The organism is Archangium gephyra, assembly GCF_042230915.1.
In the GTDB taxonomy this organism is placed as follows: domain Bacteria; phylum Myxococcota; class Myxococcia; order Myxococcales; family Myxococcaceae; genus Archangium; species Archangium gephyra_B.
This window is the reverse complement of the sequence record NZ_CP102578.1, coordinates 4,551,334-4,576,632: the sequence shown is the minus strand read 5'-3', so window position 1 is coordinate 4,576,632 and position 25,299 is coordinate 4,551,334. Positions and strand designations below refer to the sequence as shown.

Here is a 25,299-nt window from a genome sequence, read left to right as displayed (position 1 = left end):
ACCACTTCGTTGGGTGCACGGACACGGGCCTCACAGCCCGTTCTCGTTGGCTTTTTCGAGCGCCAGATTGTGACAGCGATGCGCCGGTGTAGGGAAGCGCCGGAGGATCTCATCGACCATGCGCCTGGCCCGCTTCTTGTCCTTGAACTGGAGGTACCGCTGGAATTCCAGCATCAGCTGTCCGCACTTGTGGTCCAGGTCCACCGCCACCTGGCCCATCATGTGCCGCACGTCATCGTACAGCTCGGGCTTCTCGTCCAGGGCCTCGAGGGTGATCCACGCCGAGCGGTAGTTCTCCCAGGCCATCGAGAGGTTCTCCGCGCCGACGTCCTTGCGATCGTAGAACTCGCGCGCCCGGGCCACGTAGTCGCGCGCCGTCTCCAGCAGCTCGCCCGGGGGCAGGTCCGGCACGGGGATGATCTCCAGCCGCAGGTTCCACACCCGCCAGGTGTCACGGCCGGGGGGGTTGCGGACGTTGTCGAAGACGAACTGGTTGCGCTCGTTCCGCTTGAGCGCGGTGGGCGAGATGATCTGCTGGATCTCCCGCTCGGAGGAGGTGGCCAGGTCCGGAGGCACCGAGCCCAGGGACGTGGCGTTGACGGTGAGGCTGACCTCGTCCTTGGAGATGCCGCTGGCCTGGTAGCGCAGGACGGCGACGGCGCGCGTGGGCGAGACGAACTCGAAGTCGAAGAGCTTCTGGTCCGGCTGCTCCCACGTCACGCCCTCGCCCAGGCCGAACGAGTCCGGCACCACCTGGAGGCCGAGCGACGTGGGCTCCGGGCCCCGGGACACCCCTTCCAGCGCGGGCCGGAAGACGACGGCGAGCGCGCCCACCGCGCCCGCCAGCAACACGAACGCCACGCTGGCCAGGGCGATCTTCCCCCCGCGGGACAGCTCGAGCCACCACAGGGCGAGCTGGCCGCCCAGGGTTTCATTCAGCTCGCGGCGGCGCCGGGCCTTGTCGGCGGCGGACAGGCCGTCGGCACCGGACGAGGCGCGCACGGGGGCGGCGGCGGGAGCGGCGGCCGCGCGGACGGGAGCGGCACGGGACTCGGACCGGGACAGCGGGGCCGTGGTGGGAGGCTCCACGGCCAGCAGCTCCGCCCGCGTCTCCGGGCGATTCGCCCCCGGAAGGGCCGGAGCCGCCGGCACGGGACGCAGCACGGGCGGCCCCGAGGCCCCCGGCTCGAGGCGCGCGGTGGGAAGGAAGGGATCGGCTTGAGACGGCCCCGGCAGGGGCTCCAGGAAGGAGGGGTCCACGTGCGCAGCCGGCCCCGGGGGAGGGACCAGGTTGCGGCGGATGGGCCGGGTGGCGTCGTCGTCCTCCACCGGCATGAAGGGCCGGGTGGCGTCGTCCTCGTGGACGACCTCCTTGAAGACGAACTCCACCGGCCCCAGGGCGATGCGGTCCCCGTTCTGCAGCTCCCGCTCACCGGCGAGGAGCGCATCGTTGACCAGGGTGCCGTTGGCGCTGCCCAGGTCCTGCACGTAGAAGCGCCCGAGCCGGTCCGAGATGCGCACGTGCTTGCGCGACACACCGGCATCCTGCAGCACCACGTCGTTCTCCGTGGTGCGGCCGATGTGGATCTCCGCCTGCTCGAAGAGAAGCTCCTTCCCCTGCTGCAGGCCCTTGACGATGGTGAGCTGGAAGCCCAGGGCCCTATCCCCCGACGTCTCCGAACATGAACTGGAACACGATGGGTCCGAAGAGGACCATGAACACCGTGGGGAAGATGCAGGCGATGAGCGGGAAGAGCATCTTCACCGGGGCCTCGCCCGCCAGCTTCTCGGCGCGCTGGGTGCGGTCGATGCGCAGCTGGGTGGACTGGATGCGCAGCACCTTGCCGAGGCTGGTGCCCATCTTGTCCGCCTGGATGAGCGCGGTGACGAAGGTGGTGAGCGCCGGCAGATCCACCCGGAGGATCATCGCCTTGAGGGCCTCCTCGCGCGTCTTGCCCATCTTCAGCTGCTTGAGGACGATCTGCAGCTCCTCGCGCAGCGGGCCCGACTTGCCCTTCTCCACCACCTTGGCCAGCGCGCCGGTGAAGTCCAGACCCGCCTCCACCGACAGCGTCAGCAGGTCCAGGCTGTAGGGCAGCGCCCGGGAGATCTGCAGGTGGCGCTTCTTCACCTGATCGTTCACCCAGATGAGCGGGTAGTACATGCCGAACAGCGCGATGACGAGCGACCAGGCCAGGTTCTCGTTCACCGCGTTGAACAGCACGAGGCCCGCCAGCAGGCCCACCACGGCGCTGATCTCCTGCAGCGCCATGATGTCCTCGGGCTTGAGGGCATTGGGCTCACCGGCCTTGATGAGCTTCTTGCGCATCTTCGTCTCGTAGCCCGGCCACATCAGCCGCCGGTTGAGCGCGCCGAGCTTGCGGATGGTGACCGAGCCCATGCCGGCCATGCCACCGCTCGACTCGTCGCGCACCTCGTTGACGAATTGCGAGAAGTAGTTCTGGTAGACGCCAAAGCCGAGGAAGCCCATCGACGCCGCGAACATCAGCGCAGAGCCCCCCATCAACGTATTGGTGAGGATGTCGCTCACGGCCACTCCTTAGATGTCGATGTTGACGATGCGCCGGATGATGATCACGCCGAGCACTTCCATGATGGCGATGACGGTCACGAGCACATACCCGAACCAGTGGTCCATCATCGGCTCCATCAGGTCCGGCCGCATGTAGTTGAGCACCATGCCGAGGATGGCCGGCATGGCGGCCACCACCCAGCCCTGCAGCTTGCCCTGGGCGGTGAGCGCGTCGATCTTGCCCTCGAGCCGGAAGCGCTCGCGGATGACGCTGGAGATGGTCTCGAACATCTCCGCCATGTTGCCGCCCAGCTGGCGGGCGATGTTGGTGGCCACCACCACGAGCTCCAGGTCGTCACTGCCCACCCGGCGGCCCATGTTGACGAGCGCCTCCTCCAACGGCACGCCCAGCTTCACTTCCTTCACGAAGAGGCCGAACTCCTGCGCCAGCGGCGGCTGGGCCTCGCGCGCCACGTGCTCGATGGCCTGGGGGAACGTGAGACCGGCCTTGAAGGCGTTGGCCATGGCCTGCAGCGCGTCCACCAGCTGCACGTTGAACTTCTTGATGCGGCGCTTGCGGTAGTGCTTCACCAGGATGATCGGCAGGAAGAAGCCGAAGATCGTGGCGCCCACGCAGAGGATGGGGTTGAAGATGATGTACGACAGGATGCCCAACAAGCACATGCTGGCGATGTTGAGCACCAGCAGCTGACGGGCATCGATGAAGAGAAACATGTCGCTCAAGTCGTTCATCGACTTGACGACGTACCGCTCCTGGTACTGCTCGTAGGCCTTCGCCAGGACGGTGAAGATCACCAGGCTGAGGAAGAACACACACCCGGTGACGAGGAGTAGGACGATTCCGGCCAGCATGCGCGGGGACTTCCTTCAGCTGCGGGGGGAAGGAAAACGGACCGGGGGAGGACTACGGCGTACCGGAGGAGCCGACCGCGTTCTTCTCGGAGGAGCCGCCCTTGATGATCTGGATGATCTCGCGGCGCTTCTGCTCGAGCACGCGGGTGCGCTCGCCAGAGAGCAGGGTGCTGATGGTGGCGCGGCCGCGCTCCTCGATCATGTCCACGTCCTCCTCGTTGCGCAGCGAGAGCGTGAGGTTGCCCAGCTCGCTGGCCAGCGTGAGGATTTCGGCCTCTTCCGGGATGACCATCAGCGTGATGTTGGAGTACTCGCGCTGGTGCTCGGGGATGAGGTTGACGTTGGTGGTACCGGTGACCTTGCCGGTGGCGAGCACGATGACGTTCTGCAGCAGCGTCACGGCGACGTTCTCGTCCGTCTGGGGGTCGCGGAAGGTGCCAATCACGTCCACGTGATCGTTGGGGCGGATCCACCCGCCCACGGACGTGGTGGGCTTGGACTCGATGGTGATGGCGCGCACCTTCTTCTGCACCTTGGTGGACAGGCGCTCGGCGGCCTTGGTGGTCTCGAACTGGCTCCACAGGAGCGGGTCACCCTGCTGCAGCGCCACGAGCACCTTCTGGCCCACCACGTAGGTGGCCGAGTCCGGCTTCACCACGGACGAGGTGACGAACTGCTCGGGGACCGAGCGCTGGTTGATCATGTCGAAGCTGATGACGGTGCCCTCGGGGATGTCCGCCGAGGCCACGACGACTGGCACCAGGTTCCATCCACGGCGCACATCCGATTCCTTCTTCTTGATCGCGGACCACGCGATGATGCCGGCCAGCAGGCCCAGCGCCAGCGCGATAAAGAGCGGTGTCTTACCCTTCAGCATGTCTCGGAGACCTCCAAAGCGGGGAGCGCCCGGGGGGGCGGAACTCGTAGGTGGCGCAGCTGCTTTGCAAAGCGGGGGCCCGGGGCACCAGCGGGTAGGATGTTATCCAGCGACCATGCAAAGTGTCAAAGTCACGATCTCCCGGGTGCCCGATTGTTCGGCTCTGGCGGGATGGAGTCCCCCGCGTGGAGGGGGGTCTTCCCTCTGAGACGCCGCCCGGACGTCACCGCCGAGTGACGGAGGTGGTGGCACGGATGTCGCTCCAGAGCGGCGTCCATGACTGAAAATCCCCAAGCAGGCAGGCAGTCGGGCCAGGCGGCGGTCGAGTCGGCGCTGGTGCTGCCGCTGATGGTCTTCCTGGGCCTGGGCCTGCTGCAGCTGACGCTGATGCAGCAGGCGAAGTTGATGACGGAGTACGCGGCGTACTGCGCGGCGCGCTCCGGCATCGTGTGGAACGGCAACCCCGAGCGGATGCGGGACGCGGCGCTCGTGGCGCTGCTGCCCACGCTGGGACGCACGGACACGCCGCCGAGCCTGGCCAGGACGTGGACGCGGGCACGTCTCCAGGACGAGATGCTGCGGCGGTTGCCGTGGCCGACGCGGGACTCGGTGGTGCCGGCGGCGGTGAACGGCGCGCCCCTGTTCGGACTGGTGCGCGTGGATACGGTGAACCCGTCCTGGTACTCGCCGGTGCGGAGCGTGTGGAAGCTGCGCTCGGCGATGGAGTGGCGGGAGCTGGATTTCGACGGGCCGGATGGGTACCCGCAGGTGCCGGCGCTGGAGACGAAGCTGGCCCGGTTCTTCAACCTCGCGCTGCCGGACGATGCCGAGGAGGTGTACCGCAAGGCCACCGTGCTGAGCGTGCGGGTGCGCTACTGGTACGAGCTGCGCGTGCCCTTCGCCAACTGGCTCGTCTTCACCGCGTGGTGGGCGGCCAACGCGGGCGTGACGCTGGGAGGCGCCCTCCACCAGCCCACGAAGGTGACGGCGCCGGTGCGCGGGCTGGAGCACCAGCGAGGCTTCGCCACGCTCTACCGGCAGGAGATGAGCGTGCTGTGGGGGCTGGCCAAGGACCGGCGCTACTTCATGCCGCTGACGGCCACGTACAGCCTGCGGATGCAGTCGAACTTCTATTCCAAGTGGCTGATGCACCTGAACCCGGACTGGGGGCTGTGACGCCATGCTCACCCGCGCTCTTCGACATGGCTTCAAGCGGCAGGAAGGCCAGGCGCTCGTGCTCGCGTGCCTGCTGATGCTCGTGCTGAGCATCGCGCTCATCACCACGGTGAACCTCGGGCAGGGCGTGCACGAGCGGATCCGCCTGCAGAACACGGCGGACGCGGCGGCCTGGTCCACGGCGGCCATGGAGGCCCGCGCGTTCAACTTCTACGCGTTCACCAACCGCACGCAGGTGTCCCACTACGTGTCGGCGATGATGTGGCAGTCGCTGGACTCGTTCGTGTTCTCCGTCCAGGCCTTCCTGACGGACCTCTACGGGTTCATGCGCACCATCGGTCCGTGCTTCCCCCGGGACAGCCGGGACGGCCTCTTCTGGTCGAGCGTCTGCACCCTGCTCGACACCCTCCCCTCCATCAACGTCATCATGCGAGGGCTGGACCTGGTCTTCACGGTGCTCCGAGGGATGTTGCTCCTCATGAAGCCGGTGATGGAGCCCATCGACCGGGCGATTGGCTTGGTGGTGGTGCCCGGGCACAGGATGCTCAACGCGGTGATGGCGGGGGCGGCCACCGCGGTGATGCTCGCCACGTCCACGTACGTGATGGGCACCTCCCACGCCGTCATCGAGGCGAACGATCCGGAGGTGGATTCGCTCGTCCCCCAGACACTTGCGGGCCTCATCAACCAGTGCCTCTACAGCCGCGCGCATGACAAGGCGGCCAATGGGACGCCCTTCAGCCCGGTCAATCCCTTCGAGCCGTTGGATCCCACGAGGCGTAACGAGACCGACAAGACGGCCCGGGCCAAACGGGTGATGGCGGGCATCACCAACGCCTCGCGTTTCGCGTGCGACGCGAAGGACGGTGCCTGCCCCGAGTCGCTCGTCACCGACCGGAAATTGGGAAACCTCATGCCCATCCCCCGGTGGCTCGCGCCGCTGGAGGGCGTGCTCGACGGCATCCCCAAGTGGGGCCAGACGCGCTTCCTCACCTACCGGCTCGGCGAGGGCGGGAGCAAGAACGCCAGGGGCGGAAACAAGCTCCGCGAGTCGAAAGACCTGCCCCACCTGCCCATGGGCATGCTCGCCCAGGGCGATGTCCTCGGCGCGGACGACCCCTACTTCATCAAGTTGCCGGGGCCGGCTTCCGTCAACCTCGGGGGCACCCGGCTCCTCAACCCGTTCCGCTGCCCCAAGCAGCCCGGCCCGGGTGACACGCGGACCTGGCGCGACTGCTGGGGTGACCCGCGCGAGGACAGGAACGACACGCTGAAGACGAGTGTGTGGGCCATGAGCAGCACGGACCTTCGCGAGAACGGCATCCACTGGCGCGTGGTGTTCCCGGGAGAGGCCTCGAAGCAGGAGGACCGGAACGTGGGCCTCTACGAGTCCAGGACCTGCCTCGCGAGTGTCCCGGGTGCGTGCTTCTTCGAGATGTCCGTGTACGTGGCCAACGTCCGCATCGACCCGAAGGACCGCAACCACCCCTGGCCGGGGCTCGTGCCCTTCCCCCACTTCGAACCGGGGGACTACGCGAAGGACTGCGCGGAGAGCTTCAACGAGACGCCTGGCATCGCCGTCATGGCCGGGCGCCGGGACGACTTCAACCAGCCCTCCACCTGGGTGCTCCTCAACAAGAGCGCGGAGGCGTTCCGCCCCACCCCGGGCCAGCTCAACTCCCGAGGCAAGCTCACCTTCGCCTTCGGCGCGTCGTCCGAGACGCTGGAGTTGAAGAACGGCGGCGACACGCTGGGGCCCGGAGGCTCGCCTGGCATGAGCGTCATCTCCCGAGGCCAGACGTACTACCACCGGCCGGGGAACTGGACCGAGCAACCCAACTTCTTCAACCCGTACTGGCGGCCTCGTCTGGCGGCGGTCTGGCAGGGCAAGGACTCGCTGCCGCTCGTGGGGAAGCTGGCGGACGCACTGCCCGGCGGCCTGAAGGACGCGCCCGCGCGGTTCATCACCCACTGAGGCCCCGCCATGATCCACTCTCGTCTACAACGGAAGTCCTTCCGGCGAGGCGCCGCCATCGTCGAGCTCGCGCTCGTGGTGCCGCTGCTGGTCTCCATGCTGATGTTCAGCGTCTTCCTCAGCGACGTCATCCGGGCCCGGCTCAAGCTGCAGGAGGCCAGCCGGTATGCCGCCTGGGAGATGACCAGCTACACCCTGAGCGACTACGCCACGGCGGACCACGACAGGGCCTTTGGCCTCGCCATGAGGGCAGCGGTGAAGGAGGCCGCCGAGCGCTACGCGGACCTCGACTCCATCGAGCCCGAGGGCCGGTTCGGCACGATGCTGCGTGCCGCGCCGGTGCAGGTGAGCATGAGCAACCAGGACGTAGCGGGTCTCGACCTGAGCCGCGTCTTTCCCGAGGGCGCCGGCGGCAAGGGCCCCGAGGCAGCCGCCGCGATGGGCAAGACGCTCGGCGGCTTGTTCGGACACTTCCGCTTCAACACCCGGGGACAGGTGGAGGTGGAGACCACCAGCACGCTCTCCAGCCACGTGCTGCCCCGCCGCTACCTGCAGAAGGAGCAGCACGGCTTCTTCGACGTGGACAACTGGGGAGGCAGGGACCTGAGCAACCTGCCGGTGAAGGAGCGCTACACCCTCATCGCCAACGGCTGGCACCTGCCCGATGGCGGGGATGCCCTGATGAAGCCCAAGCGCGCGGGTGTGCATGACGATGGCTCGCGGCATGGCCTCCACCTGCAGGTGGACCGGATGAAGTTCCTCGGGGTGGGCAGCTACCTGGACCAGGTGGAGCTGGACCGGCTCGGCGCGGTGGCCCGCTTCCTCCTGCCCGACTTCCAGGGCCCCTTCGTGGTGTCCCACAACTACGTGCCCGGAGAGAGCGGCCGTGGCTGCAACAAGAGCAAGCACGGCGCTCCCATGGGGCTCAACAACGTGAACGCGTACCCCGGCCTCGATGACCCGGCCCAGCGCTGCTTCGACACCGCCCCGTTCCGCGACACCCAGGCCTACGACCAGTCCCTCTACCGCAAGATGTTCATGGCCCGCGGCGGCCACTTCATGGGCTGCAAGCACGCTCAGGCGGACGCGCCCCACCTGCCCGGCCTGGACCCCAGTACGTCCGACGACAAGAACGAACGGAAGATCCCATGCGAGTGAGCGCCCTTCTTCTTTCCCTGCTGCTGTCGGCCTCTCCGTCGCGCGCGGAGCAAGAGCTCGCGGTCTACCCCGGCACCGTGCACACGCGGATCGGCGAGGATCTGCTCATCGGCGGCCAGCACCATCGCCTCGCGTACTTCACCACGACGGACTCCCTCACGAAGGTGGCGAGGTACTTCCATGGCTTCTGGACGAAGCAGGGCTATCCCGTCGTCGTGAATGGAGACCTGCAACGCGAGGCCGTGGTGTCGGCCTTCTTCACGCGCGAGGGTCTCCAGCGGGCCGTCGTGCTGCGCACCCACCTGGGGAAGACGGTGGGCTTCACCGTGCTCAAGGACCTGTGGTTGTACGAGAAGCCCGCGAGCACCGGCGGCGGTCACTTCATCCAGGTGGAGGGCGCGCTCTTCAGCGCGGACGTGGGCTCTCGCGACGCGGCTGGAGGCTCGCTGCACCGCACCCAGGTGGTGGAGCGCGGGCTGGATGCCATGCGCCAGGAGCTCGCCACCCGGTTCACCTCCGCGGGCTACGCGCCCGTCCGCGAGTCCGGCAGCAAGTTGGATGGCCAGCGCACCCTCGTCCTCGAGTACGCGCGCGGCGCCGAGCAGATGCTCACCACCCTGGTGGAGCTGGCACCCTCACGGGTGGCCATCTCTCAGGCCTGGGTGGGGACGGACCGGCCCGATGGCATGCCCAACGCCGATGCCGTGCGCCAGGCTCGCGAGGGAACGCCATGAGCACGCTCGTCTGTGCCCTGTCGCTGCTCCTGCTGGGTGCCGCTCCGGCGGAGGTGTCGCGCGGGCTGCTCTTCGAGGCCGCTCCCGGGCGGCTGGACGCTCGCGTGGGCGAGTGGGTGACGTACCAGATGAAAGGGGGCCCCCAGCCGGGCTTCCTGCGGCTGGCCGTCGTCGCCGAGCAGAAGGACGCCCAGGGCCGGGATGCCGTGTGGGTCGAGATGGAGCTCGGCCAGCACCCGGCGCTGAAGGCCCCGCTGGGACAGTTCCTCATGCTGGTGGCCCGTGGCACCGGGCTGCGCACGGAGGGGGTCTCCCGGCTGTTCGTCACTCAGGGCTTCGAGAAGCTCCAGGAGGTGGACTCGGCCGCCCTGCCCTTCTTCCTCGGCACGCCTGGGAATCAGCCGCCCCGCCCCGCCCTTCCGCCCCCCTCAGCGCGGCTGCCCGGAGGACAGGGCTCGACCGTGAGCCGGGGGCCGCCCACGCCCCTCATGACGCTCGCGGGCACCGTGACGGCCGAACCCCTGGAGGTCCGCTACCGCCAGCTCGTCCTCAAGCGCTACTGGGTCAGCCGGGAGGTCCCCATCCTGCGCTTGGCGAAAATCGAGTTCCCCCCCATCCGCTACTCCCTGGAGGTGCGCGACTACGGCCTGGACGCCCGGCCCCGCCTGGTGCCCCCCTCCCCCAGTGACAAGAAGATCACCCTGGAACCGGCCAGCAGTCTTCCCCCCCACTTCCAACCCATGTCACACTCTGATACCGATCCGGGTCCGCCGGAGGACAACCGACCATGAAGACCCACACTCCTCGCCCCCAGCTCCGCCGCCGTCACCGCCGCGGACAGGCCATGGTGGAGTACTCCTTCATCAACTGGATCCTCGTGTTCGGCCTCATCCTGACGATGAGCGTCGACTTCGGCGACGGGAAGCAGAAGATGAACGTCATCGACGCCTTCCTGCGCGCGTACCAGGTTTATTACGACTCGTTCTACTTCGTGCTGAACCTGCCGTTCCCGTGAAGCCGTCCTCCGCCGCGCGGCAGTCCTCTCCGCTCCCGCTCCGCGTCGTCCACGGGCTCGTCTTCGGCGGCTTCACCGCCATGTGTCTCGCGGCGGGCTCCCCTGAGCTGGTGCACCTGGTCCGCACCCAGCTCCAGCCCTTCCACCCCGGGCCCCCTCCCCGCCTGGAGCTGCTCCTGCCCATGCTCGCGGCGCTGGTGGGCATGACCGCTGTGCTCGTGCAGAGCGCACGCGGGCGCAGTGCCCGGCTGCATTGGTCCCTGCTCATCCTCGCGGCCCTCGTGCTCACCCTCTGGGGCCAGCACGATGGGCTCGTCGCCGGACGGACCGCCGATTCCGCCAACCTGAAGATCCTCGAGGTGGCGAGGAAGCTCCACGAGGGGACTGTCAGCTCCCTGCAGGCCCAGGGCGCTGTCTCCGAGGACGTGGGCCCCTGGCAGGCGGCGCTGGAGCAGATCTCCCAGGGCATGCCCTCGCCGGTGCGCACCCGCTCGTTCGCCCCCCTGCCCTTCCGTATCCAGAAGGTGGACTCGCCCGAGGTGCTGCCCTCGGATGCTCCTCCCGGCACGCTGCTCCTCTACGTCATGGAGGGCGGCGTGGCCTATGAGCTCCACCCCGTGGGCGTGTCGTCCACGGGCGAGCCCTGGCCTCTGCGGTCTCCCGAGGGTGAGCCCCTCGTCTTCCGGGGGATCTTCAATCCGTGAGCCGCGGCCGTGGGGCACGGGCAGCGGTACGGATACGGGCACCCTCACCCCGACCCTCTCCCGGAGGGAGAGGGAGGGATCTTGGGCAGGGATTCTGGGGAGGGATTTCTACTTCTTGGCGGGCGACACGGCCTTCACGTCGCTGTCGCTCTCATCCGCGGGGGACTCGAGCGCGCTTTCCAGACGGCGCTGCGCCTGCCGAGCCGCGCTCGAACCCGGCGCCTCCGCCACCACACCCTTGCAGACCTGCACGGCGATCTGCCGGCGGCCCAGCGCGAACTCCGCGTCACACAGCCGGGACATCACGTCCAGCCGCTGCGAGCCCCGGACTCCGGCGGACAGCGCCGCGCGCAGGAAGGCCACCTCCTGCGCCCAGTCTCCCGAGCGGTTGGCCACCTCCGCCTGCCTCATGAGCTCCGCGGGCGAGGGAGAGACTCTCGCGGCGGCCCTCTCCGCGGCCTTCGGCGCCGCCTCGCTCTTCCTGGACTCCACCCCCGCCTGCGCCACCGGCCCGGCGGCCCCCGCCGAAGGCTGGTACTGCGCGGGAGCGGCAGGCGGTGGCGGCGGCGGCGACGCACTGGCCACCTGGGCGCGCCCGGCGGGGGCCTGCTGCGCGTACGCGTCATCCTCCGCGAAGTCCTTGCTCGCCACCGAGGCCGGACGCGAGGCCGAGCCACGGATCGTCTGCTGCGGCTCGGGCGGCGCGTACTCCTGCACGGACTCGGACTCGGCGGGACTGGCGTATTCCGCAACGGGTTCCGGGGCGGGCTCGGCACGCTGCGGCATCGGCGCGGAGGGCATCACCCTGCCGCCTGTCGCGTCGCGCTTGCTCTTCGACTCCTTGCTGGCGAGCACATCGAGGCCACCCGCCTCCGAGTCGCTGTCCAGCGCGAGCTTCTTGTCCGGGAAGCCGCCAGCGCTGCCCGCTCCTATATTGGACCAGTCCTCCCGCAGGGAGCCACTCATCACGCCCTTCTTCGAAGGCGCCTTGGTCGGCATGGGCTTGGAGGGCTGCGCCTGAGCGGCGGTGGGCTCGAGCATGGGAGCGGGAGCGGGAGCGGGAGCGGCGTCCGCAAGCTCCGGCGGCTCCCCGCGGCGGGGCGTCTTCTCCCGCGGAGCCTCCTTGTTCTGGACAACGAGCGAGGGGCTGAGGTCCACCTCGCGATTCACCTGGACGACCACGACGCCAAAGACGCCCAGGGCCGCCACGCTCAACGCGGGCGCCAGCAGGCGGCGCCACCAGCGAGGCGCCGGCTCGGGACCCGCGGCGGCCCGGCGCGCGGACTGCTGCGCGTATGCCAGCAGCGACTCCAACCCCGCGTCCGGCGCGGACTCCAGCGGCAGCCGGGACATGGTGGTGCGCACGCCCCGGATATCCGCCAGCGTCTCCGAGCAGCGCGAGCAGCCCTGCACGTGCTGCTCCACCAACCGGGCCTCGGTCGGCGGCAGCTCGTCATAGGCGAAGTCCAGCAGCCGATCCTCGTGTGCGTGGGTCCCCTGGGTCTTCATCCCGCCACCGTCCTTCCGTCCTCGGCCAGGTCACCATCCACTCCGAGCTCAGCCAGACGCCGGCGCAGGCCCTCGAGGGCATAACGCATCCGGCTCTTCACCGTATTCTCGGACACCGCTGTCACCTCGGCGATCTCCTTGAAGGGGATGCCGCTGTACTCGCGCAGGACGAACACCTCGCGCTGCTCCTCCGGGAGGCTGGCCAGCGCGCGCTCCAACAGCGGCCGCACGCGGGCGTTGTAGGCACCGCGCTCGGGGCTCACGCCCTCGTCGGGGAGGGCCTCGCCCAGGGGCCGGCCCTCGTCACCTTCGGCCCCCGTCGTGGGCGCCTCCAGCGAGGCCGCCTGCCGGTAGCTCTCTTTGCGCGCGCTGTCCACGCAGAGGTTCCTCGCAATCGTGTAGACCCAGGTAGTGAACTTCGCCTTCGCCTCGTACTCCGGGGCGCTGCGCACCACCTTCAGCCACGTCTCCTGAAGCACGTCTTCCGCCCGCGCACGGTGGCCGGTGAAACGGAGGATGAAGTTGAACACCGGCGTCCGGTGCCTGCGCACCAGCACCTCGAACGCACGTGCATCCCCCGCCCGGAAGGCGAGCATCAGCCGTTCGTCTGAGGTCTCCGGTCCCAACACTCCCCCGTTTCCAGGGCCCTATGCCTGTCCTCACCCCTCCCGCTGGATTAACGGGCGAAGGGGGAATCGGGTCTACCCGATTTTGGCCCTCTGTAAGTGGCGAGAATGACAGGGAGCGCGGGCTCTGTCATCAGGGCAGGCTCGCCCGCCCGCTCCTCCAGGAGGGGCCCGCACCGGCCCGCACGGGGCGAGCGGCCGAGCGTGCTCAGGGGCCGACCAGGGCGCGCATGAGGGCCCGGTACAGGCGCCAGAACGGGCCCTGTCCGCGGCCGGCTCTCGGCGGAAACGCCCGCGTGTCCATGTCCGGCAGGAACGCCGCGCCCCGGCCACTGGCGAACTGCCAGACGGGAATCGAGAGCAGCCCCATGAGCGCGTGCAGCTCCATCTCATAAGGAGCGCGGAACCCGGGGATGGCTTCGTCGGTGCCCACGAGCCGGGTGGCACCCCGCGGGTCCCCGAACCAGTCACACGCCAGGCGGAGCAGCGGGGATTGGAGGGGCTCGCCCGCCCCGAGGTGGCGCGTCGCGAGGAGATCCACGGCCAGCGCGTCCGCGCCCGCGTAGAGGCGGCGAGGCGCGGGGGGACGTCGGCAGCCGAGGATTCCGACCAGCCCATCCGCCGCGTGCTCGAAGGCGTCGACGAGCGCGAAGTGCGGCGGGAAGTCGAGCAGCGGCATGAGCAGCGCCGTCTCCCGGCTGGCGAACCGCTCGGCGAAGAGGAACTCGTCGAACCGGGCGCCCACGCCCTGGATGGTGGCGATGGAGAGGTGCGCGAGATCGACGGGGTGGCTCCGGGCCTTGGAGAACACGATGCGCAGCTCCGCGTCCCTCCAGGAGCGGGCGATCGTCGACTGCGCCATGCCGCGGCTGTATGCGTGCGGCACCTGCTCGGCTTCGAGGTCGACGATGCGGTACGCGGGCGAGGTGAAACCGAAGTAGCGCGCGACCTCGTGGACGCTCCGCCCGTCGAAGAACCGGTCGTAGAGGTTGCCGGCATCGGCGACGGCGATGTCCTCGATGCCCAGCTCGCGAAGCCGCAGCGCCAGGGCCTCGACGAGCTCCGGATCCGTGATGTTGGAGCGGTCGTCGCGGTGATAGCCCAGCATGAAGCTGACGCGCAGGAGCACCCGGAGCGAGGAGATCGGCCGGCCCACCGCCTCGGCCCTGGCGCGGACCACCTCCACGAGCCCGGCGTCCTCCACGGCCCGGCGGAGCGCATCCTGCTTGGACTCACCGGCCGGCGACACGTGGACGACGACGCGCCCCCCCTGGCCCACGGGGTGCGAGCGCAGAGGGTCCGAGCGCAGCGCACGAGGCAGGAACAGCTCATCAGCGCGGCCCACCTCGGAGACGAGCGAGCCGGTGGGCGCGAGGACCGCATCCCCCTCGCCGAGCGTCTCCATGAGCGCGCGGAAGATGCGGGCGTGCTTGTCCTCGTCGGAGTGCATGCGCGAGAACCACGTGCCCGCGTCCGGAGGAAGCCCCGGCACCTGGGCGGCGACCTGGGCGATCCGCCTCCACCCGAGCGAGGCGCTCTCCTCCGCGTCCACCTGGAGCGCGCAATACTCCCGCAGCGTGAGCCGCCGGAGCTGGTGGCGCATGGGCCTCGGCACCTTGCCGCCCAGCCTGCCCAGGAGCATGACGGAGGTGGCGATGAGCGTGGAGATCGGCGCGCGAGCGAAGGACGTGTGGTGACGGACGGCGATGGCCCAGCCGGCGAGCGCTCCCGCGACGTGGGAGAACCACGTGGCCACCCGGACGCGCACGGAGCCGATCCGGAGCAGCACGCCGCGCGTATAGGTGGCGTGCATCTCCTCGTCGCGCCATGCCCAGGCGAGGGCCTGACGCATGAGGGCGCGGCTCTCCTCGGGCATCGTCACGGACGCGAGGCGCTCGCGCATCACCTCATCGCGGTACGCCACGGCGACAATGCGCTCGCGCTCGAGGGCGAGCAGCAGCAGCGCGCGAAGCTCCTCCGTGGGCCGTCCGCGAAACCGCTCCGCCCACGCGTCGAGCTTCCGCTGGAATTCCCCCGCGACCGTCTCGGTGCGCGGGGCCTGCTCGCCCTTCGTCATTGGCGAGCACTCTAGTCCCAGCCAACGCGGTGCGCGTGGGTGCCCTGGAAAAAGCGGCTCCACGCCCTCGCGAGGCGCCGAGCGGACGCGCTTGCGCTACGCGCGCTCGAGGCTCGCCAGGTCGATGACGAAGCGGTAGCGCACGTCGCCCTTCAGCATGCGCTCGTAGGCCTCGTTGATCTTCTGGATGGGGATGATCTCGATGTCCGACACGATGTTGTGCTTCGCGCAGTAGTCGAGCATCTCCTGCGTCTCGGCGATGCCGCCGATCATCGACCCGGCCAGGCGCTTGTTCCCGCCGATGAGCGAGAACGCGTTCACGGGCACCGCCTCCGGCGGCACGCCGACCACCACCATGGTGCCCTGGGGGCGCAGCATGCGCAGGTACTGGTTGTAGTCATGCGGGGCGGAGATGGTGTCGAGGATGAGGTCGAAGCGGCCCGCCAGCTTCTTGAAGGTGCCCGCGTCCTTGGTGACCTCGAAGCCCTGGGCGCCCAGGCGGCGCGCGTCGGCCTCCTTGGCGCGGGACGTGCTGAGCACCGTCACCTCCGCGCCCATGGACGCGGCGAGCTTCACGGCCATGTGGCCCAGCCCACCCAGGCCCACCACGCCCACGCGGTCACCCTTCTTGCAGTTCCACTGGCGCAGCGGCGAGTACGTGGTGATGCCGGCGCACAGCAGCGGCGCGGCGGCGGCGGGGTCGAGCCCCTCGGGCACCTTCAGCGCGAAGTGCTCGGTGACGACGATGCGGGAGGCGTAGCCGCCGTAGGTCGGCGTCTTCCGGTCCATGTACGTGCTGTTGTAGGTGCCAGCCATGCCCCGCTCGCAGAACTGCTCCAGGTCGCGGCGGCACGTCTGGCAGTCGCGGCACGAGTCCACCATGCAGCCGACGCCCGCCATGTCGCCCACCTTCAGCTTCGTGACCTGCGGGCCCACCTGCTTGACGCGGCCGATGATCTCGTGGCCCGGCACCATGGGGAAGATGGCGCCGCCCCACTCGTCACGGGCCTGGTGGATGTCGGAGTGGCAGACCCCGCAGTAGAGGATGTCGATGAGCACGTCATGGGGGCCGACCTCGCGCTGCTCGAACGAGAAGGGCGCCAGCGGCTTTCCAGCGGCGGGGGCGGCATAGGCGGGAGTCTTCGGCATGGGGTTCTCCTTGGGAGTTGTCGTGGCCTGGGAGCCACTCGCCCCCAGGTATGCTCTCCGGGAACAGCGGGCGAAACTGGCAGGATTCACATGGGCCATTTAGAAATACTTCACGATGGCCTTTACCCCGCTCAATTCCCTGAATGCGTTCCTCGCCGTGGCCCGGAAGCGCGGCTTCACGGCCGCCGCCGTCGAGCTCGGCATCTCCCCTTCCGCGCTGAGCCAGTCCGTCCGCCAGCTCGAGGAGCGGCTTGGCGTCCCCCTGCTCACGCGGACCTCCCGGAGTGTAGCGCTGACGGACGCGGGGCGGCGCCTGCTGGAAAACGCCGGGCCGGCGGTGGACCAGGCGCTGGAGGCACTGAGGACGGCCGTGGTGCAGCCGGGGGAGGTGACGGGCCGGGTGCGGCTGACGGTGCCCGCCATCGCGGTGTCTACCCTCATCGCGCCGCTGCTGCCACGGTTCCTCGCGCGCTACCCGAAGGTGGAGGTGGACGTCCGGGTGGAGGACCGCTTCGTGGACATCGTGGCCGAGGGGCTGGACGCGGGGCTCCGGCTGACGGAGTCCATCGAGCGGGACATGGTGCAGGTCCGGCTGTCGGACGCGTGCCGGTTCGTGGTGGTGGCCGCGCCCTCGTACCTGGAGCAGAGGGGCACGCCGGAGACGCCGGACGAGCTGCTGTCCCATGACTGCATCTGCATCCGCTCCAACACGACGTCAGGCATCTACCAGTGGGAACTGGAGCGCGGGGCGCGGAGCTGGCGCGTGCCGGTGCGGGGCCCCGTCATCACCTCAGACAGCCACCTGATGCTGCGGATGGCGGAGGCCGGGGTGGGGCTCGCCTACGCGTTCGAGCCCATGGTGACGGAGGAATTGCGGCGCGGCACCCTGCGCGTGGTGCTGGAGCCCTATGCGGCATTGGTGCCGGGCCTGTTCCTCTACTTCCCCAGCCGCGCGCAGGTCTCGCCCGCGCTGCGGGCCTTCGTGGACGTGGCCCGTGAGGCGGCGCCACGGAAGAAGAGGGAGGCCCCGGAAGGCGCACGGGCCCCCGCGAGCCCGCGCCCACCGCGAAAAGCATGACCCTGGGCCTACCCGTCCTTCGGCCCTCCGTAGGTCATGAGCAGGACGGGCAGCGCGACCACGGCCACCAGCGCGGCCTGCCACACCAGCATGGGCGGCAGGGGCTTCTGGAGGTGGACGAACAACGAGCGGCCCAGGGCCACGCCCAGCAGCACGCCGGTGAGGGTACGCACGGCGTTGGAGCCACCGCCCGGACGGAAGCGGCCCACCGCCCAGTCCACCAGCGCCGGCAGGGTAAGGCCGAGCACCAGCGGTACGTCCCACTGCCACGACAGGGGTGCTCGCACCTTGAAGAGGCCCACCATCACGGCCAGCAGCACCGGGTACGTCCCCAGGCAGCGCGCGCACACCCGCACGCCGCCGAGCAGGTACGTCCGGTTGTACTCCTCCTCGTGGTGGTGACTGAGCCAGAACACCCTACCCTCCCACGTTCTGGGGCGCGCCCGCGTCCGGCCCCGCTGGAGTCGTCTTCCGCGCCTCGTCCTCCACGAGGAAGCACGCGGCGGTGTGCCCGTTGCCCAGTGCGTACAGGGGCGGCGTCTCGCGCCGGCAGCGCTCCATGGCGTACGGGCAGCGCGGGTGGAAGGGGCACCCGGGCGGTGGCGCGAGCGGAGACGGCACGTCCCCCTGGAGGATGATGCGCGAGCGCTTGTGCTCGGGATCCGGCACCGGCACCGCGGACATCAGGGCCTGCGTGTACGGGTGGCGCGGCTTCCGGTAGAGGTCCGCCGCGTCCGCCAGCTCCACGATGCGGCCCAGGTACATCACCGCCACGCGCGTGGACACGTACTCGACGATCTTCAGATCGTGCGCGATGAAGATGTACGTCAGCCCCAGCTCGCGCTGCAGGTCCACCAGCAGGTTGACGATCTGCGCCTGGATGGAGACGTCCAGCGCGCTGATGGGCTCGTCGGCGACCACCAGGTCCGGCCGCAGGGCGATGGCCCGGGCAATGCCGATGCGCTGGCGCTGCCCTCCCGAGAACTCCTGCGGGTAGCGGCCCAGCGCGTCGCGCGGCAGGCCCATCAGGTCCAACAGCTCGGCCACCTTCGCCTCGCGCTCGCCGCCACGCTCCAGGCCGTGGATGGCGAAGGGCTCGCCCAGGATGTCCCGCACCGTCATGCGCGGGTTGAGCGAGGCGTACGGATCCTGGAAGACGAGCTGCATCCGCCGCCGCAGGGGCCGCAGCTCGCGCTGGGAGAGGCCCGTCAGCTCACGGCCCTCGAAACGGATGGAGCCCGCCGTCGGCTCCACGAGCCGCAGCAGCGTGCGCCCCAGGGTGCTCTTGCCGCAGCCGCTCTCGCCCACCAGGCCGAGCGTCTCGCCGCGCCGCACGTCGAAGCCCACCCCGTCCACCGCCTTCACCGTGCCCCGCACGCGCCCCAGCAACCCCCCGCGCACCGGGAAGTGCGTCTTCACGTCGCGCACCTGCAGCAGGGGCTCGGTCATGGCGCGGGCACCGGGTTGTGGCACGCGGCTTCCTGGCCCTCGCGCTTGGTTTCCAGTGCCGGCTCCACCCGGGCACAGATCTCCTGGGCGCGCTCGCACCGGTCCCGGAAGCGGCATCCCCCGGGCAGCCGGCGGAGGCTCGGCACCATGCCGGGGATCGTCTTCAACCGCGGGCGCTCCCCTGCCCCACCCGTGTCCTGGAGGGCCGGAATGGAGCGCAGCAGTCCCGCCGTGTACGGGTGTGCCGGCTGGCGGAAGAGCTCCTTCACCGGGGCCCGCTCCACCACCCGGCCCGCGTACATCACCACCACCGCGTCACAGCTCTCGGCCACCACGCCCAGGTCATGGGTGATGAGCATCACCGCCATGCGGCGCTCCGACTGCAACCGCTTCAGCAGCTCCAGAATCTGCGCCTGGATGGTGACGTCCAGCGCCGTGGTGGGCTCGTCCGCGATGAGCAACTCCGGCCCGCACGCGAGCGCCATGGCGATCATCACTCGCTGGCGCATGCCGCCGGAGAGCTGGTGCGGATAGCTGTCCACGCGCTGCTCGGGAGCGGGAATCCCCACCTGGCGCAGCATCTCCACCGAGTGCTCGCGCGCGGCGGCCTTCGACAACCCCTGGTGCAGCCGCACCCCCTCGGCGATCTGCTCGCCCACCGTGTAGACGGGGTTGAGCGAGGTCATCGGCTCCTGGAACACCATGGAGAGATGGCGCCCGCGCATGCGGCGCATCTTCGCCTCGGGGAGCGAGAGCAGATCCTCACCCTGGAAGCGAATCCGCCCGCCCACCACCCGGCCGGGCGGCTCGGGCACCAGCCCCATCACCGAGAGCGCGGTGAGGCTCTTGCCACAGCCGCTCTCCCCCACCACGCCCAGCGTGCCGCCAGGCGGGATGGAGAAGGACACGTCGTCCACGGCCAGCACCGGGCCCTCCTCCAGGGAGAGCTGGGTCTTCAGTCCACGGACGTCGAGGAGGGGCTCGGACATGGGGCTCACGGCCGGGCCTCAACACCCGGCCCGGGGCATCACTTCCGGGACAGCTCCTCCAGGAACTCCTCCTCGCGGATGATGCGCTTGCGGATGAGCAGCCGGATGAGGCTGGCCACCATGCGCGCGGGCTTCACCTTCTCGGTGTGCAGCGTCGCCTCGGCGCCATCCGCCATCCGCTCGAGGTCCTCGAGCACCGCCAGGTCCTCGTCCGTGATGTCCGGAGGCCGGGGAGCCGGCGGCGGCTGCGGCAGGCCCTTCGCGGCCCCTCCGAAGACGACCACCGGCACGCCCTGCTGGCCCGGCGCGGCGGACGGAGCCGGCGGCTCGGACTCGGGCTCGCCGAGCAGCTCATCCAGGAGATCCTCGCTCTCCTGCGGCGGTGGAGGCGGGGTCGCGGAGGCCTTGGCCCTCGGCGAGGCCTTGGGGGTGATGAGGGTGATGTCCTCGTCCTCATCATCGAAGGGCGGCGGTGCCGGGGGCGTCGGCGGCTTTGGCTTCAAAGCGGACCTCGGGGTGATGAGGGTGATGCCGTCGTCATCGTCGGGGGGCGGCGGCGAAGGGGGCGCATCCCAGTCGAGCAGGGCCGACACCGCGGCGGCGGCCGACGAGGGCGTCTCGCTCACGGGCTCCAACACCGGCGGTCCCTGGGCGTCGTCTTCCGGAAGCAGCAGCCCCCGGCCACTCACGAGATCGAGCGCGCGATCGATGTCGTCCTCGGCCGCCACGTGCACGCGGATGGGCTTGTTGAGCTGGAAGCTCAGCTCGCCCACCACGGTCAGGTCCGAGGGATCATCCACCGCCACGAGCAACCGCTCGCCGCGCGCCTCCCGCTCGAGCCCGAACAGCACGAAGCGGTGCTCGGCCTGGAAGTCGAGCGTGACGAGCTCGCGCACCTTCGGGGGAATCACCTCCGGAAGGCGGACGAAGGGCAGATCGAACTGGCGCGCCAGGGCCTGGGCCACGGCGGTGGGCTCGGTGAAGCCCAGGGCGACGATGACCGAGCCCAGGCGCTGCCCCTGGCCATAGGTCCGCTGCTGGCCGAGCGCCTTGCGGACCTGCTCCGGGTTGAGCGCGCCGGACTCGATGAGCAGCTCGCCGATCTTCTTGCGCATGGAGGAACGGGGGGACTGGACGGCTTAACGCTTGACCTTCGCCAGGTACTCGTCGCGGGTGAAGACACCCTTCTCGATGAGCAGCTCCACCATGGCCTTGAGGGCGGCCACTTCCTTGCGCTGCACCTCCTCCACGCTGCGCAGGAGCTCCACGGGGCTGCCGTTGCCACCGCGCACCGAGGGCATCTCGCGCGAGGGAGCGGGCGGCATGGGCGCCGGGGCCGGAGTCCTGGAGGGCGCCGCGACCGGGGGCGCGGTCGGCGCGTTCATGTTCTTCACGACGGTGCGGCCCTGGGCGTCCACGACCTTGAAGTTGGTGTCCGCGTCGGCCAGCTCGCCCTGGTCATCGTAGAAGCGCGCCATGGCCCGGGCGATCGCCGTGCGCCCGGCCACGTTGGGGACGATGCGGCACTTGGTGACGGCGCGCAGCTCGTCCAGCTGCCGCACGTTGAGCGGGTCCGAGATGGCCACCACCAGCGTCTTGCCCTCGTCGCGCAACTGCAGCGGCAGCACCGCGAAGTCCCGCGCCGTCTGCAGCGGGACCTTGTTGAGCACGTGCGGGGGGATCTCCTTCACCGCGTCCAGGTTCACGGCCGGAATGGCGAGCTGCTTGGACAACGCCCTCACCAGGATGTCCTCGGACACGAGGTTCATCCGGACCAGGATCTCTCCCAGTTTCCCGCCCCACTTCGCCTGCTCCGCGAGCGCCGCCTTGAGCTGGCTCTCCTGGAGCACGTTCGCCTTGATCAGCAGTTCACCAAGCTTGATCTGTGCCATGTCGCAGTCGCGGGGAGTCCGAACGGACCCGCCGGTCCGGTCAGTGTACCTGAAGTTCCAACCATTGCAGGATTATCGACGTTGCCCGCTCAAGAACCGGGCGAGGCAGGAGGCAGCTCGACGGGAGGCAGGGTCTGGCCCCCCTCGTCCACCTCGACGACGGGGATGTCCTCGGGCGCGGCGAGGTCGAAGAGCGTGAGGTCCGGGGACTCGTTGAGGGTGATGCCGGTGTAGCGCAGGCCCACGGAGGTGTCGGCCGTGGGAGCCCGGAGCGTCACCTCGTGGGGGAAGACGAAGTCCCCCTGCTCCTTGAAGTGGTCGTACTCGAGGCCATAGGCCTGGAGGCCGCGGATCTGGCTGCGCACCACCCGGAGGTACTTGGGGTGGACGTGGAGCACCTGGGACACCGCGCCCCGGTGGAGCGTGAGGACGTACACCCGCTCCTTCTCGTCCAGGGCGAGCGTCATCCGCTCGGCGGGGATGAAGGGCACCTTGCCGAGCATCACGGAGACCAGCTCCTCGCTCGGCAGGGCCACGGGCAGGAAGCGCGAGAGGTTCCGGGGGGTCGCCGGCCCCTGGTAGTACTTGTTCTCCTGGAACTGCAGCAGGCCGAAGCGCTGGCCGTCGGTGACGAGCACGGCGATGGGCCGGTTGAAGAAGTCGAACATCTCCACGCGCAGCAGGCCCGGCCGGGAGGCGGCCAGGAAGGCGGAGACGGTGCCGGAGCCCTGGGGCGACTCCACCCGGAGCTTCCCGTCTCCCTGGAGGGTGGCCACGTGGTCCTGGGCGGCGCTCACCAGGCGGAAGAGCTCCCCGGCGTCAGTCACGGGACCCTGAGGGCCGAAATCGATGCGCTTGGGACAGCCTGAACATAAGAGAGCCAGGAAGATTGCTGCGGCTGCGCGGTTCATGGCTTTAGTCTCGCGCCAGGCCGACCTGTCTGGCCACCATTCATGAGCCTTTCCGACCTCCTCCACTACCTGCGCATCGGTGGCGTCACCCTCGCCGCCCTCCTCCTCGCCTCCGTGGTGGCCCTGGGTGTGGCCATCGAGCGGCTGATCGCCCTGTGGGGGGTGAGTGAGCGCTCCCGGGCGCTCGGCGACACCGTGCACAAGCACCTGCTGCGGGGGGACCTCACCGCGGCGCGCACCGCCACCGAGCGCTCGGACGCCGCCGTGGCCGACATCTTCCTGGCCGGCTTCGACCGCCTCGAGCGCACCCGGGGCAGCTGTGACGGGGTGGAGTCCGCCGTGGAGCGCGAGCGCGCCCAGGTGGGCCTGCGGCTGCGGCGCAACCTGTGGATCCTGGCCACCATCGGCTCGCTGACGCCGTTCGTGGGCCTGTTCGGCACGGTGGCCGGCATCATGAAGTCCTTCAAGGACCTGGGCCTGGACGTGCAGGCGGGTGGCTCGGGCGGCAGCGCGGCGGTGATGACGGGCATCTCCGAGGCACTGGTGGCCACGGCGGTGGGCATCCTCGTCGCCGTGCAGGCCATGGCCTTCTACAACTACTTCCAGGCGCGGCTGTCGCGGGTGCTCGTGGAGCTGCGGCTCATGGGTGACGAGTTCGCCGAGCTGCTGCGCGAGCGTCCGGTGAACGGCGCCCCGGCATCCGCCTCCCCCACTGCTCCGGCCGCGGTGGACGCGACGCGTTCCCAGCCGGAGGCCTGAGGACCACCCCTATGGCGATGGGCAAGACTCCGGGGGATCCCGATGGCAACGGTGAGGACGTCGGCTTCGCGGAGATCAACATCACTCCGCTGACGGACATCTTCCTCGTGCTCCTCATCATCTTCATGGTGACAAGCTCGGTCATCGTCCAGCAGGCCCCGGGAGGAGCGCAGACGGGCCTCAAGGTGAACCTGCCCAAGGGCGGCACCACCGACGTGACGGCGCGCGCCACGGATCTCTCCGTGGCGGTGCTCTCGGACGGGCGCTTCGTGCTGGGCGGCAACGTGGTCAGCGAGGACGAGCTCAAGCGCGCCTTCGCCAAGGCCCAGCAGGACAACCCGGACACCGTCGTCATCGTCCAGGCCGACGAGGGCGTCTCCCACGGCACCGTGGTGCAGGTGATGGAGATGGCCAAGAGCGTCGGGCTCGGCCAGCTCGCCATCGGCGTGCGCGACTCGAAGTAGGGCTTCAGGCGCCTGCGGGCGAGGCGCGCATCCACCGCCACAGCGCTCCGAGGCTCGGGGAGACCCGCAGCATCGTCCAGCGCACCTGCCGGAGCTGGGCTCCCGTCAGCGCCTTCAGCATCGGCTCGAGCAACGCCATCGCCTCGGCCGGCAGCCCGTGCCGGGACAGCAGCAGCGCCAGGTCCAACCGCGGCTCGAAGAGCGTGGGCTCGAGCGCGAGCGCCTCCTTGAGCAGGGCGATGGCCTCGCGGCGCTCGTTCTTGGCGCGCAGGTAGAAGCGGCCGCGCAGGAGCATCTTCACCGCATCCGCGCGGCGCCCCTTGGCGAGGTTCATCTGCGCCACCTGCTGCCAGAGGTTCACCTGCGCCGGGAACGTCTCCGCCGCCTGCGTGTAGACGGCCAGCGCCTTGTCGGCGAACCCCATGTCCAGGTGCACCTGGGCCGCCGTGCGGAAGCTCTTCAGCGAGGCCTCGCCCTCGTCCACCCGGGCCAGCAGCGGCGCCAGCTTCACGTGGACGGACGGATCCTTCGGCTCCAGCTCCAGGGCCTTGCGGTACCCGGCAATCGCCTTCTTGAGCTTGCCCTTGGAACGGGCGCGATCCGCTTCGACAATGAGCTCCGCACGCGTGGGCGGAGCCTTCTTTCCGAAGAGCATGGCGCCATTCTACCCGGGCGCCACACCCGCCGGGCGAGTTGCCGGGCGGGCGGAAATTCCCACTCAGCGCGGGCGGAAATTCTCACTCAACCCGGACGCGGAGCACGCGGCTGGATGCCCAGGCGCTGCATCACCTGCTGGAAGACGCCGTACTCCTGGGCGCCCTGCAGGGCGAAGCGGTCCCCGAGTACGAAAGTGGGCACGGCCTGGATGCCCATCTCCTGCGCCTCGCGGACGGCGTCCTCGACGACCTGGCGGTAGCGGCCCTCTTCCACCGCCCGCTGCATCGCCTCGGGGTCCAGGCCGGCCTCCTGCGCCGCGCCTCGGAGCGTGTCCCACTGCCACAGGTCCTGCCCCTCGCTCCAGTAGCGCCGCAGCAGCGCCGCATGGAACGGCTCAAGCCTTCCCTGCTCCCGGGCGAACTCCGCCGCCTGATGCGCACGCCGCGTCGAGGGGATGATGTCGCGCTCCACCATCTTCAACCCGGCCTCGGCGGCCCGGCGCTTGAGGGGATTGTTCGGATCCTTCATCCGCTCGCGCACGTAGGCCGGCAGGGGCAAGCCCTCGGGCGGCGTCTCCGGACGCAGGAAGTACGGACGCCAGTCCACCTGGACGTCATATTCCTTCTTCAGCTTCTCGACCTCCACGAGGCCGACGTAGCACCACGGTCAAACGAAGTCCGACCACACCCTGATC

General features: G+C 69.6%; 25 protein-coding genes and 1 pseudogene. 10 read left to right on the top strand and 16 right to left on the bottom strand.

What is annotated here, in order from left to right; genetic code table 11:
- Positions 1 to 30: 30 nt before the first annotated feature.
- From NR798_RS18390 to cpaB, 4 genes are read right to left on the bottom strand one after another with little or no spacing between them, the layout of a single operon-like run.
- Positions 31 to 1,626 (bottom strand): FHA domain-containing protein, encoded by a 1,596-nt coding sequence (locus NR798_RS18390; protein WP_375773788.1) that lies wholly within the window; start codon positions 1,624 to 1,626, stop codon positions 31 to 33.
- Between the two features lie 34 nt (positions 1,627 to 1,660).
- Entirely contained in the window at positions 1,661 to 2,551 is an 891-nt protein-coding gene (locus NR798_RS18385; RefSeq protein WP_375772783.1) for a type II secretion system F family protein, read from the bottom strand.
- 9 nt (positions 2,552 to 2,560) lie between these two features.
- Positions 2,561 to 3,406 (bottom strand): type II secretion system F family protein, encoded by an 846-nt coding sequence (locus NR798_RS18380; RefSeq protein WP_375772782.1) that lies wholly within the window; start codon positions 3,404 to 3,406, stop codon positions 2,561 to 2,563.
- Positions 3,407 to 3,458: 52 nt separating this feature from the next.
- Complete coding sequence (gene cpaB, locus NR798_RS18375; RefSeq protein ID WP_375772781.1) at positions 3,459 to 4,283, bottom strand: Flp pilus assembly protein CpaB; 825 nt, start codon at positions 4,281 to 4,283, stop codon at positions 3,459 to 3,461.
- A 276-nt stretch (positions 4,284 to 4,559) separates the two neighbouring features.
- Here cpaB and NR798_RS18370 point away from each other — a divergent pair, with 276 nt between their 5' ends.
- The 7 genes from NR798_RS18370 to NR798_RS18340 are packed head-to-tail and all read left to right on the top strand — an operon-like array spanning position 4,560 to position 11,045.
- Positions 4,560 to 5,459 (top strand): TadE/TadG family type IV pilus assembly protein, encoded by a 900-nt coding sequence (locus NR798_RS18370; protein ID WP_375772780.1) that lies wholly within the window; start codon positions 4,560 to 4,562, stop codon positions 5,457 to 5,459.
- 4 nt (positions 5,460 to 5,463) lie between these two features.
- The gene (locus tag NR798_RS18365) at positions 5,464 to 7,434 is read left to right on the top strand and encodes a pilus assembly protein TadG-related protein (protein WP_375772779.1); all 1,971 of its coding nucleotides are present in this window, start codon (positions 5,464 to 5,466) and stop codon (positions 7,432 to 7,434) included.
- Between the two features lie 9 nt (positions 7,435 to 7,443).
- Positions 7,444 to 8,592, top strand: coding sequence for a TadE/TadG family type IV pilus assembly protein (locus NR798_RS18360; RefSeq protein WP_375772778.1), 1,149 nt, complete (start codon positions 7,444 to 7,446; stop codon positions 8,590 to 8,592).
- Positions 8,589 to 9,326: a hypothetical protein gene (locus NR798_RS18355; RefSeq protein ID WP_375772777.1), complete on the top strand. Its 738-nt coding sequence runs from the start codon at positions 8,589 to 8,591 to the stop codon at positions 9,324 to 9,326. The genes NR798_RS18360 and NR798_RS18355 overlap by 4 nt, the downstream gene beginning before the upstream one ends.
- Positions 9,323 to 10,117 carry a hypothetical protein gene (locus NR798_RS18350; RefSeq protein ID WP_375772776.1) on the top strand — a complete coding sequence of 265 codons (795 nt, stop codon included), beginning with the start codon at positions 9,323 to 9,325 and terminating at the stop codon, positions 10,115 to 10,117. Before NR798_RS18355 ends, NR798_RS18350 begins: the two co-directional genes overlap by 4 nt.
- Entirely contained in the window at positions 10,114 to 10,341 is a 228-nt protein-coding gene (locus tag NR798_RS18345) for a hypothetical protein (RefSeq protein ID WP_375772775.1), read from the top strand. Before NR798_RS18350 ends, NR798_RS18345 begins: the two co-directional genes overlap by 4 nt.
- Positions 10,338 to 11,045, top strand: a complete 708-nt coding sequence (locus NR798_RS18340; protein ID WP_375772774.1) for a hypothetical protein — start codon at positions 10,338 to 10,340, stop codon at positions 11,043 to 11,045. The genes NR798_RS18345 and NR798_RS18340 overlap by 4 nt, the downstream gene beginning before the upstream one ends.
- A 108-nt stretch (positions 11,046 to 11,153) precedes the next feature.
- Here the strand turns inward: NR798_RS18340 and NR798_RS18335 are convergent, their stop codons facing one another.
- The 4 genes from NR798_RS18335 to NR798_RS18320 form a co-directional block, all read right to left on the bottom strand.
- Positions 11,154 to 12,554: a zf-HC2 domain-containing protein gene (locus NR798_RS18335; protein ID WP_375772773.1), complete on the bottom strand. Its 1,401-nt coding sequence runs from the start codon at positions 12,552 to 12,554 to the stop codon at positions 11,154 to 11,156.
- Positions 12,551 to 13,183, bottom strand: coding sequence for an RNA polymerase sigma factor (locus NR798_RS18330; protein WP_375772772.1), 633 nt, complete (start codon positions 13,181 to 13,183; stop codon positions 12,551 to 12,553). The genes NR798_RS18335 and NR798_RS18330 overlap by 4 nt, the downstream gene beginning before the upstream one ends.
- A 205-nt stretch (positions 13,184 to 13,388) precedes the next feature.
- Positions 13,389 to 15,257: a DUF362 domain-containing protein gene (locus tag NR798_RS18325; RefSeq protein WP_375772771.1), complete on the bottom strand. Its 1,869-nt coding sequence runs from the start codon at positions 15,255 to 15,257 to the stop codon at positions 13,389 to 13,391.
- Positions 15,258 to 15,353: 96 nt separating this feature from the next.
- Complete coding sequence (locus NR798_RS18320) at positions 15,354 to 16,406, bottom strand: NAD(P)-dependent alcohol dehydrogenase (RefSeq protein ID WP_375772770.1); 1,053 nt, start codon at positions 16,404 to 16,406, stop codon at positions 15,354 to 15,356.
- A 115-nt stretch (positions 16,407 to 16,521) separates the two neighbouring features.
- On the opposite strand from NR798_RS18320, the gene NR798_RS18315 reads away from it, so the two are divergent.
- On the top strand, positions 16,522 to 17,484 hold the full coding sequence (locus tag NR798_RS18315; RefSeq protein ID WP_375772769.1) for a LysR family transcriptional regulator: 963 nt from the start codon (positions 16,522 to 16,524) through the stop codon (positions 17,482 to 17,484).
- Between the two features lie 8 nt (positions 17,485 to 17,492).
- Here NR798_RS18315 and NR798_RS18310 read toward each other — a convergent pair whose 3' ends face one another.
- The 6 genes from NR798_RS18310 to NR798_RS18285 form a co-directional block, all read right to left on the bottom strand.
- Positions 17,493 to 17,900, bottom strand: a complete 408-nt coding sequence (locus NR798_RS18310) for a DUF2085 domain-containing protein (protein WP_375772768.1) — start codon at positions 17,898 to 17,900, stop codon at positions 17,493 to 17,495.
- Between the two features lies 1 nt (position 17,901).
- Positions 17,902 to 18,933 (bottom strand): ABC transporter ATP-binding protein, encoded by a 1,032-nt coding sequence (locus tag NR798_RS18305; RefSeq protein ID WP_375772767.1) that lies wholly within the window; start codon positions 18,931 to 18,933, stop codon positions 17,902 to 17,904.
- A complete protein-coding gene (locus NR798_RS18300; RefSeq protein ID WP_375772766.1) occupies positions 18,930 to 19,922 on the bottom strand; it encodes an ABC transporter ATP-binding protein in 993 nt (330 codons plus the stop codon). Before NR798_RS18300 ends, NR798_RS18305 begins: the two co-directional genes overlap by 4 nt.
- Before the next feature lie 38 nt (positions 19,923 to 19,960).
- Positions 19,961 to 21,037: a hypothetical protein gene (locus tag NR798_RS18295; protein WP_375772765.1), complete on the bottom strand. Its 1,077-nt coding sequence runs from the start codon at positions 21,035 to 21,037 to the stop codon at positions 19,961 to 19,963.
- Positions 21,038 to 21,061: 24 nt separating this feature from the next.
- Positions 21,062 to 21,814 carry a hypothetical protein gene (locus NR798_RS18290; RefSeq protein ID WP_375772764.1) on the bottom strand — a complete coding sequence of 251 codons (753 nt, stop codon included), beginning with the start codon at positions 21,812 to 21,814 and terminating at the stop codon, positions 21,062 to 21,064.
- Between the two features lie 89 nt (positions 21,815 to 21,903).
- Positions 21,904 to 22,641 carry a DUF4292 domain-containing protein gene (locus tag NR798_RS18285; RefSeq protein WP_375772763.1) on the bottom strand — a complete coding sequence of 246 codons (738 nt, stop codon included), beginning with the start codon at positions 22,639 to 22,641 and terminating at the stop codon, positions 21,904 to 21,906.
- A gap of 126 nt (positions 22,642 to 22,767) precedes the next feature.
- Here NR798_RS18285 and NR798_RS18280 point away from each other — a divergent pair, with 126 nt between their 5' ends.
- Together NR798_RS18280 and NR798_RS18275 are read left to right on the top strand one after the other, a co-directional pair.
- Positions 22,768 to 23,484: a MotA/TolQ/ExbB proton channel family protein gene (locus NR798_RS18280; protein WP_375772762.1), complete on the top strand. Its 717-nt coding sequence runs from the start codon at positions 22,768 to 22,770 to the stop codon at positions 23,482 to 23,484.
- A gap of 11 nt (positions 23,485 to 23,495) precedes the next feature.
- Positions 23,496 to 23,948 carry an ExbD/TolR family protein gene (locus tag NR798_RS18275; protein WP_375772761.1) on the top strand — a complete coding sequence of 151 codons (453 nt, stop codon included), beginning with the start codon at positions 23,496 to 23,498 and terminating at the stop codon, positions 23,946 to 23,948.
- Between the two features lie 4 nt (positions 23,949 to 23,952).
- On the opposite strand, the gene NR798_RS18270 is transcribed toward NR798_RS18275, so the two are convergent.
- On the bottom strand, positions 23,953 to 24,603 hold the full coding sequence (locus tag NR798_RS18270) for a tetratricopeptide repeat protein (RefSeq protein ID WP_375772760.1): 651 nt from the start codon (positions 24,601 to 24,603) through the stop codon (positions 23,953 to 23,955).
- An 86-nt stretch (positions 24,604 to 24,689) separates the two neighbouring features.
- Positions 24,690 to 25,259, bottom strand: a pseudogene (locus NR798_RS18265) (DsbA family protein); the annotation flags it as partial.
- Between the last annotated feature and the right edge of the window lie 40 nt (positions 25,260 to 25,299).